This is a genomic window from Acidimicrobiia bacterium, from assembly GCA_016650365.1.
Taxonomy (GTDB): Bacteria; Actinomycetota; Acidimicrobiia; order Spongiisociales; family JAENVV01; genus JAENVV01.
This window is the reverse complement of the sequence record JAENVV010000061.1, coordinates 1-8114: the sequence shown is the minus strand read 5'-3', so window position 1 is coordinate 8114 and position 8114 is coordinate 1. Positions and strand designations below refer to the sequence as shown.

Genomic DNA, 8114 nt, shown 5'->3' with positions numbered 1-8114 from the left:
GGCTATCGAGGCCGTCTGGCTCTCCATGAACTTATGCTGGTTTCAGAAGAGATCGAGCGAATGGCCGTAGACCAGGCCACTACCGACTCCATTAAGAAAATGGCGGTTGAACAGGGCATGCGCCCGCTTCGTCAGGACGGCCTGTTGAAGGCTCGGCGTGGAGAAACCTCGATCGAAGAGATTCTTCGGGTTACGGTATAAGGCGGATCCTCTCAGGATTCAGCCCGGTCGCTGGGTCCGGCCACATCAGACTTCGCTAAGCGGAGAAATCATTCAGGCCGCCCTTCGTGGTGCCGAAAGATACAGAGACCGCATTTGTGACCGCACAAGGGGAACCAGGTAGCCATGAACTCAGCATCTCGAAAACTCGGCGAGCTTCTCGTTGACAGGCACCTCCTCTCGAAGGATGTGCTTGAGACGGTGCTGGCAAAGGAACAAGCCACCGGGACCCCCATGGCCAAGATCCTGACCGATGACGGCTTTGTCCGTGAAGAAGATCTTCTTCGGACTGTGGCCGATCGGGTAGGAATGGAATACGTCGAACTCGATGACGAGCTTCTCGACCCCGACCTTGTCGCCCTCCTTGGTGGCGACGATGCATCCGCACTTCTGGCGATACCGGTCCGGCTGAAAGACAGCACCCTGACCGTTGCCGTGGCCGACCCGTTCGACGCAGAACGACATCGCCGGCTCGAACAGATCACCGGTAAAAAGGTCACGCTGGCCCTGGCGACCAAGGATGCCATCCAGCGTGCCATTGCGTTCATGCACGGGCCCGAGGAGATTCCGGTTACCCGGATTCCAGGGATGGGTGGTGGCGCGGCCGACATCGAGATTGCCGAACCCGCGCTGCACGTCAATCGGTTGCTTACGATTCTGGTTGATGAGGGCGGTTCTGACCTCCATATCACGGCGGGTTCAACCCCTCAAATACGCGTGAACGGTGAGCTGCGTCAGCTGCCTGAGTTTGGCGTCATGATGCCTGCCGAGATCCGTCGAATGGTCTACGCCATTTTGACCGAAAAACAACGCGAGAAGCTTGAGGAGACCCTGGAACTCGATGCGTCTCATCCGCTGCAAGGGAAGGGTCGCTTCCGTCTTAATGTGTTCTTTCAGCGAGACGCGGTCGGGGCGGTCTTTCGAGCCATTCCCGACGTAATCAAACCATTGGAAGAGCTAGGGGTACCCACGGTTGTCAAAGAGTTTGCCGGCTACGCCCGTGGACTGGTATTGGTTACGGGTCCGACCGGGTCAGGAAAGTCGACCACGTTGGCGTCGATTATCGATCTCATCAACCGCCGCCGGGCTTGTCATATCCTGACGGTCGAGGACCCCATCGAGTTCCTTCACCATCATCAGAAGGCCATTGTCAACCAGCGAGAAGTTGGCGCCGATACGGTTGGCTTCAACATGGCTCTTCGGCATGCGCTTCGCCAGGACCCTGATGTGATTCTGGTCGGTGAGCTGCGAGACCTCGAAACGATATCGACTGCCCTCACGGCGGCCGAGACCGGTCACCTCGTATTTGCGACCTTGCACACGCAGGATGCCCCCCAGACCATTGACCGTATGATCGATGTCTTTCCATCTCACCAGCAGGGACAGGTGCGAGTTCAGTTGGCCGCCACCTTGCAGGCCGTCGTGACCCAGCAACTGCTCCCCACCAGGGATGGCCGCGGCCGGGTGCCGGGGATCGAGGTCATGATCGCCACTCCGGCGGTTAGAAACCTCATCCGGGAAGGCAAGAACCATCAAATCGCCACCGCCATGCAGGCCGGCGGAAAATGGGGAATGCAAACGATGGATCAATCATTGGCTGATCTGGTTCGAAGGAACATAATTACGTATGATCTCGCAGCGGAGCGTTGCTCCGACCTCGAAGACTTGCAGCGACTTGTCGGTCGCGTGGCGTAGGAGATAAATCATGGCGACAACGTTTGAATATCGTGCCAAAGACGCCGATGGCAAGATGAAGAAGGGCACGATCGATGCCACCAGCCAGTCGGCGGCGGCGTCTGCGTTGCGCGGCAAGGGCTTAAGTCCGATGAGCTTGTCCGAGCAAGCCAATGCCAATTCCGGTCTCAAGAAGGAAATCAAAATTCCCGGCCTTTCGGATCGGGTAAAAGCCAAAGAGGTGGCGATTTTCTCCCGCCAGTTCGCCACGATGATCAATGCGGGTCTGTCGTTGCTTCGGTCTCTCAGCATCCTCGCCGACCAAACCGAAAGCAAAGCGTTGGTTGCGATCATCAACGCCGTGAAGGCGGACGTAGAACGGGGAACCAGCCTGTCCGTGGCGATGGAACAGCACCCCAAGGCCTTTAATCAGCTGTATACCGCCATGATCCGGGCCGGTGAAGTCGGTGGTGTGCTCGATGACACCCTGTTGCGACTCGCCGATACCCTCGAAGCCCAGGTAGCCCTTCGATCCAAAATCAAGTCAGCCATGATGTACCCGATGGCCGTGTTCGGCCTCGTCATCTTCATCGTGGCCGCCATGATCATCTTCGTCGTGCCGATGTTCGAGGCCCTCTACGCCGACCTGGGAGGCGAACTTCCCGGTGCGACCAAGTTCCTGTTGCTCATCTCGAAGATCGTGACGACTTACTGGTGGGCCGTGATCATCGTCTCGGTCGGATCCTTCGTTGCATTCAAGAAGTGGATCGCCACAAAGGCCGGCCGGTCGACCTTCGATGCCATCAAGCTCAAGCTGCCGATATTCGGCAACCTCATCCACAAGACGGCCATCGCCCGGTTCTCTCACACCCTGGCCGCTTTGACCAAGACCGGAGTACCGATTCTCCAGGCCATGGACATCGTGTCGGACACGGCAGGTAACGCGGTAGTCGCCCGCGCTGTGCAAGACGTCAAGGCATCGGTTGCCGAAGGAGAGTCAATTTCGGCACCGCTCAACAACCATCCGGTATTCCCGGCCATGGTGGTGCAGATGATTGCCGTCGGTGAGGAGACCGGGGCGCTCGACACCATGTTGGAGAAGGTTGGTGACTTCTATGACTCCGAAGTCCAGGCCATGGTCGAAGGTCTCACCAGCCTCATCGAACCTTTGCTCATCGTGGTCCTCGGTGCGACGGTCGGTGGCATGCTCATCGCCTTGTACATGCCGATGTTCAACATCGTGAATCTCGTTCAATAACCCGTCAAACCTCGAGGTTTGGTGAGTGAGGGCCCGGCAAATGCCGGGCCCTCACTGGTTTGAAAGAATCCCTGGATTAGTTCTTAAGTCTGAGCGCTGTGCCGACGATAAACCCTACGTAGGTCAAGACGGCCTACAGGGAACATAACCATATATAAGGAGTCCCATAATGATTTCATGGATGCGTAACCGTCTCAACAAGGAAGAGGGCTTCACCCTCGTCGAGTTGATGGTCGTTGTTTTGATTATTGCCATTCTCATCGCCATCGCCATCCCGACCTTCCTCGGTGCTCGTGAGCGTGCTCAGGACCGTGCCGCCCAGTCGAACCTTCGCAACGCGTTGACCTCGGCCAAGGTGCACTACACCGACGAAGAGAACTTCTCCAACGGTGCCGGTGCCGACGTAACCCCCGTTCTGTTGAATGCGATCGAGCCCAGCTTGACTTTCGTGAATGCAGCTGCGGCCACTGACGGCTCGAACGTTGGGTATGCGGTTGAAGACAACGGCGTTGTGGGCGACCGCCAGGTCATCATCTTCACGGCGTACAGCGCCTCCGGGACCTCGTTCTGCATCGCAGACACGCTGACGAATGGAACGAACGGCTCTGGTACCACCTACGGGTCGGACACGACCGGCGCCAATAACGGATTCACTCGTGCCCAGTGTGCTGCTGCTGACTGGTAAACCGGAAACGAGATCTACCTGATACGTCGGGTGAACTCACTGAAGAAAGGACCGCCCTCCGGGGCGGTCCTTTCCGTTGTTCGGCTCTCCAGCCGTCGCCTGGTGTGCGGGGCCCGGTGCCCGCACAGGGCACTCTCCGATTTCGAGCTACAGCCTCAGCCGCTCAGAGCCGATATAACCGGATACATACCAATTGAAAGCGAGGAGCTCATGCGTCTGAAACATGACGAAGAAGGCTTCACGTTGGTAGAGCTGATGGTGGTGGTTCTTATTATTGCCATTCTCATCGCCATTGCGATACCGACGTTCTTAGGAGCCAGAACCCGGGCCCAGGACCGAGCGGTGCAGAGCGATCTGCGCAACTCTTTGTCTGCGGCCAAGGTGATATATGCCGATTCCAACGCCGACTACAACTTCGGCGTACCCGAACTCGACCTCGTCCATGCCGGGCTTTCCTACGTCGTCGGGCTGGCCCCGACTCCTGATGAGGTTGGGTTTGTCATCCTTCCGAATGCCGATGGACTGGTCAACCAGGCTGTGATGTTCGTTGCCCAGAGCAACTCGGGTACCTGGTTCTGTTTGTGGGACGAGGGGTCGGGTTCGGCGGCCGGCACCTATTTTGGCCAAGACAGCGCGATGACGTTTGGCGTCCTCGCCGATTGCCAGAACGGTTGGTAGCGGAAGCTTTGCTGGTCGTGCGGTAGGCTTGACGGCCCCGTTGAGCGGAACAGATGTATCTCGAGAACCTTGAGCTAGTCGCCCCATTTCTCTTCGTCCTGGTCGGCCTGGTGGTCGGGTCGTTCCTTAATGTGGTGGTCTATCGGATCCCGGCCGGCCTGTCGGTGGTTCATCCGCCGTCAGCCTGCCCGAACTGTGGTTCGGCGATCAAGCCGTATGACAACATCCCCGTGGTGTCCTGGCTGGTATTGCGGGGTCGGTGTCGCTCGTGCCGCAACCCGATCTCGGCCCGGTATCCGCTCGTTGAGGCGACCACCGCAGTGTTGTTCTATGCGACGTACGCGGTAATCGGGTTGCGGTGGACGGTCCTGGCGTTTGTCTGGTTTGTGGCCGTCACGCTCGCCCTAGCCCTCATCGACCTCGACACGAAACGGATACCCAACCGGATTCTGTTTCCCGGCGCCATCGTTGGTGCCGTGCTGCTCGTCGGTGGAGCACTGGCCGACGGCGAACTCAGCTCTTATGGCCGATCGTGGCTGGCGGCGGGTGGCTATTTTGCCGGGTTTCTCGTCCTCGCTCTCATTGTTCCGGCAGGCTTTGGAATGGGTGACGTCAAGCTGGCCTTCTTCCTTGGCATGTTCGTGGGATACGGATCGTGGGCTGCACTGGCGGTGGCCGTTTTTGGTGCGGTGTTCATAGGTGGGGGAGTTTCGATCCTGCTCCTACTCACCAGGCGGGTCGGACGTAAGGACGCCATTCCCTTCGGTCCGTCGATGGTGGCCGGTGCATGGATTGCCATAGCGGTTGGCGACGAGCTCGCTCGAGCCTATTTGCAAATCGGCTAGTCCTTGCAACGCGCCGCGGAATCGCGCTACGCTTCGGAAACAACACGTTTGTAATTACGATGTTGTAGCCTACGGGGCAAGGGATCGCGGTGCTGGCCGCCAAGGAGCGTAAGAATGACCGCCAATGTCGGTCTGGATATCGGAACGAGCGCAGTGCGAGCTGCCCTCGTCGAGACGTCCAAGAAAGGGCCGCCGGTGCTCAAGAAGTTCGCCGAGGTGGCTTTGCCATTCGGGGCGATCCAGAACGGCGAGATCGTGGACGAGGGCGTCATCAGCGACGCAGTCGCTCGCCTCTTCAAAGAGGCCAAGATCCCCAAGAAGAACGTGATCGTGGGGATCGCCAATCAGCGGGTCATTGTTCGCCAGATATCGGTTCCCTACATGCAAGAAAGCGAACTGGCCGAATCCCTGGCATTCCAGGCGCAGGAATACATCCCGATCCCCATTGATGAAGCGATTCTTGATTTCGTCCCGCTTGAGGAGTACTCGACCCCCGAGGGGGAAGCCCGGATGTCAATCATGGTCGTCGCCGCTCAGAAAGAGATGGCGGCCGACGTCGTGCGAATTCTTGGCGGAGCTGGCATCAAGCCCAAGGCGATTGACCTCCAGGCATTCGCCTTGGTCAGGGCCGCTACCGGTGGTGACATCGATCTGAGTCCCAACCCCAAGGCAATTGTCAATATCGGAGCCAGTCTTACCCAGGTACTCGTTATCAAAGGTGGCACCCTTCGGTTCCTCCGGATCGTGCCCAACGGCGGAAACGACTTCACCAGGAGCGTCGCAGACGCCCTTAATATCGACGATGAACAAGCCGAGCAGTTGAAACGACGTCTCGGAGTGGCCATCGAGGGAATGCCGACAGGCGACGACCCGGACGCCAAAGCAATGGCCGCACTCACCCGTCAGGCCGATGCGTTGGTCGACGAGGTTCGAAGCTCACTGGATTTCTATTTGTCCTCCGCCGATGACGGTGGCATCGATACCGTCATGATTGCTGGCAATGGCGCCCGGCTTCCTCACCTGGCCAACCGCATGCGGGTGCAACTCAACATGCAATTGCAGCCGGTGACGTTGCTGAACTCCGGTCGCCTCACGATCGGTAAGACGGGCCTCACAGAGGAAGAACTGAACCAGACCCAACCGGTTCTGCCCGTCGCGGTGGGGCTGGCACTGTGGGGGCAAGCCTGATGAGGCCGATCAACCTTCTACCGCCTGAACAAGCCCGTGCGGCCAAGGCCCGGCGCGGATCGGCGATGGTGGTTCTGCTGTTTGTCGTATTCCTGGTCGGCCTGGCCGGGCTTTGGTTCATGAAGTCGCAATCGTTGGCCACGGCGGTCGAAAACGTCGACACAGAGCGCGCCGCCAACGCTCGCCTTGAGAACGATATTGCCGCCCTATCGGATGCGTCGGACGCGCTGAATCTCTATGAGAGTCGATCGGTCCAGATCACGGAATCTCTCGCCGTGGACCTGGACTGGGGTCGGTTCATGAACGACCTCGGGCGGGTACTTCCTCCCAGGACCTGGGTGACGAGCCTGTCAGCCGGCGCCGCGCCACCCGACCCGGCGGCGACCGGGACTCCGAGCTACGGTTCGGTGACGTTTGCCGGGACTGCGTTCGATTATCCGGATGCTTCGACATGGTTCCGGACCCTCGACTCGACTGAATGGGCCGCGGTTGGGGGAGCCTGGGTCGCCAGTATCTCCCAGTCACAAATAGCAGACTTTCCGATCGTTACTTTTTCATCGTCCGCCTCGTTGACTGAACAGTCATTCACTGATCGGGCCACCACCAGGATCGTGGAGATTTCCGAATGAGGCGGGCACTTCTGATCGCCCTTCCGCTGATGCTCCTGGTCGGAGCCGGGTTCTACTTCCTGTTGTGGGGACCACTCGGCGAGGAAATCGCCGTGCAAGAGCAAGAGTTGTCGACCCTGCAGGTGCAGGGCAATGCGTTGTCGCAGCGCCTCCGGGAGTTGAACCGGGTCAACGAGCGCCTTCCCGAGTATGACCGGGCCAATGCCAACATGCTGTTGTCGATTCCGGAGGCGCCTCAGATCGATGCTCTGACCGACGAACTGTCGGTCCTCGCCGATCGGGCGAACGTCGAGTGGGAAGCGGTCAGCTTCAGTACTCCCGGTGACCAGAGCAACTCCGGCGTGCGCGAAGTTGCTCTGGCGATGACCGTGAGCGGCCAGTACTTCGAAATTCTTGGCTACTTGTATGGGTTGTCGGAGATGGACCGGCTTGTCCGGGTCGACGGCATCACCGTCAGTCCGTCCCTCGATGCGGACACGGGCGTGAACACGCTCTCGATGACCATCAATGCGGTGGCCTTCACGACTGGTGCGATTGTGGTTCCGGCGCCGCCCGAAGTCGCTGAACCCGACATTCCGGTTGACGAAACGACCACGACGACCACAACGGTCGCTTCGTCAACGACCACGACAACCACGGCAGGTGGATGATGCATAAGAAGAAGCGAGGCTCCGGGTCCGCGACAGCTGTGGCGATCGTCCTGGTTGGCCTTGGACTGGCCGTCGGATGGCTAGGCATCGCTCCGGCCGTTTTTGGAGCAGGCGCCAGCCCATACGCGGCCAATCTGGCGAGCGATTCCGCTCCTCAGTCTGCCCCGGTCGGCAACCTTGCCAACCTCGTTGCCGGGGATGTGGTGGCTTCGAATCTCCAGACGTCTCAGCCTCGCGACCCGTTCCGACCGCTAATCCTCGACGATGGGACGGCCTCGTTTGGCCCTG

The 8114-nt window shown here is 59.2% G+C and carries 10 protein-coding genes; all 10 read left to right on the top strand.

Annotated elements, in window-relative coordinates:
- On the top strand, nt 1-201 hold a 201-nt coding region (locus JJE47_03870; protein ID MBK5266548.1), incomplete at its 5' end, for a type II secretion system protein GspE.
- A gap of 144 nt (nt 202-345) precedes the next feature.
- The gene (locus JJE47_03865) at nt 346-1914 is read left to right on the top strand and encodes a PilT/PilU family type 4a pilus ATPase (protein MBK5266547.1); all 1569 of its coding nucleotides are present in this window, start codon (nt 346-348) and stop codon (nt 1912-1914) included.
- A 10-nt stretch (nt 1915-1924) separates the two neighbouring features.
- Entirely contained in the window at nt 1925-3151 is a 1227-nt protein-coding gene (locus JJE47_03860; protein MBK5266546.1) for a type II secretion system F family protein, read from the top strand.
- 169 nt (nt 3152-3320) lie between these two features.
- Nucleotides 3321-3836: a prepilin-type N-terminal cleavage/methylation domain-containing protein gene (locus JJE47_03855; protein MBK5266545.1), complete on the top strand. Its 516-nt coding sequence runs from the start codon at nt 3321-3323 to the stop codon at nt 3834-3836.
- Nucleotides 3837-4046: 210 nt separating this feature from the next.
- A complete protein-coding gene (locus JJE47_03850; GenBank protein MBK5266544.1) occupies nt 4047-4514 on the top strand; it encodes a prepilin-type N-terminal cleavage/methylation domain-containing protein in 468 nt (155 codons plus the stop codon).
- A gap of 53 nt (nt 4515-4567) precedes the next feature.
- Nucleotides 4568-5359, top strand: coding sequence for a prepilin peptidase (locus JJE47_03845; protein MBK5266543.1), 792 nt, complete (start codon nt 4568-4570; stop codon nt 5357-5359).
- Nucleotides 5360-5473: 114 nt separating this feature from the next.
- A complete protein-coding gene (pilM, locus tag JJE47_03840) occupies nt 5474-6547 on the top strand; it encodes a type IV pilus assembly protein PilM (GenBank protein MBK5266542.1) in 1074 nt (357 codons plus the stop codon).
- Nucleotides 6547-7176 (top strand): PilN domain-containing protein, encoded by a 630-nt coding sequence (locus JJE47_03835; protein ID MBK5266541.1) that lies wholly within the window; start codon nt 6547-6549, stop codon nt 7174-7176. Before pilM ends, JJE47_03835 begins: the two co-directional genes overlap by 1 nt.
- Nucleotides 7173-7826 carry a type 4a pilus biogenesis protein PilO gene (gene pilO / locus JJE47_03830; protein ID MBK5266540.1) on the top strand — a complete coding sequence of 218 codons (654 nt, stop codon included), beginning with the start codon at nt 7173-7175 and terminating at the stop codon, nt 7824-7826. Before JJE47_03835 ends, pilO begins: the two co-directional genes overlap by 4 nt.
- A partial coding sequence (locus JJE47_03825) for a hypothetical protein (GenBank protein ID MBK5266539.1) occupies nt 7823-8114 on the top strand: 292 nt, incomplete at its 3' end. The genes pilO and JJE47_03825, both read left to right, overlap by 4 nt.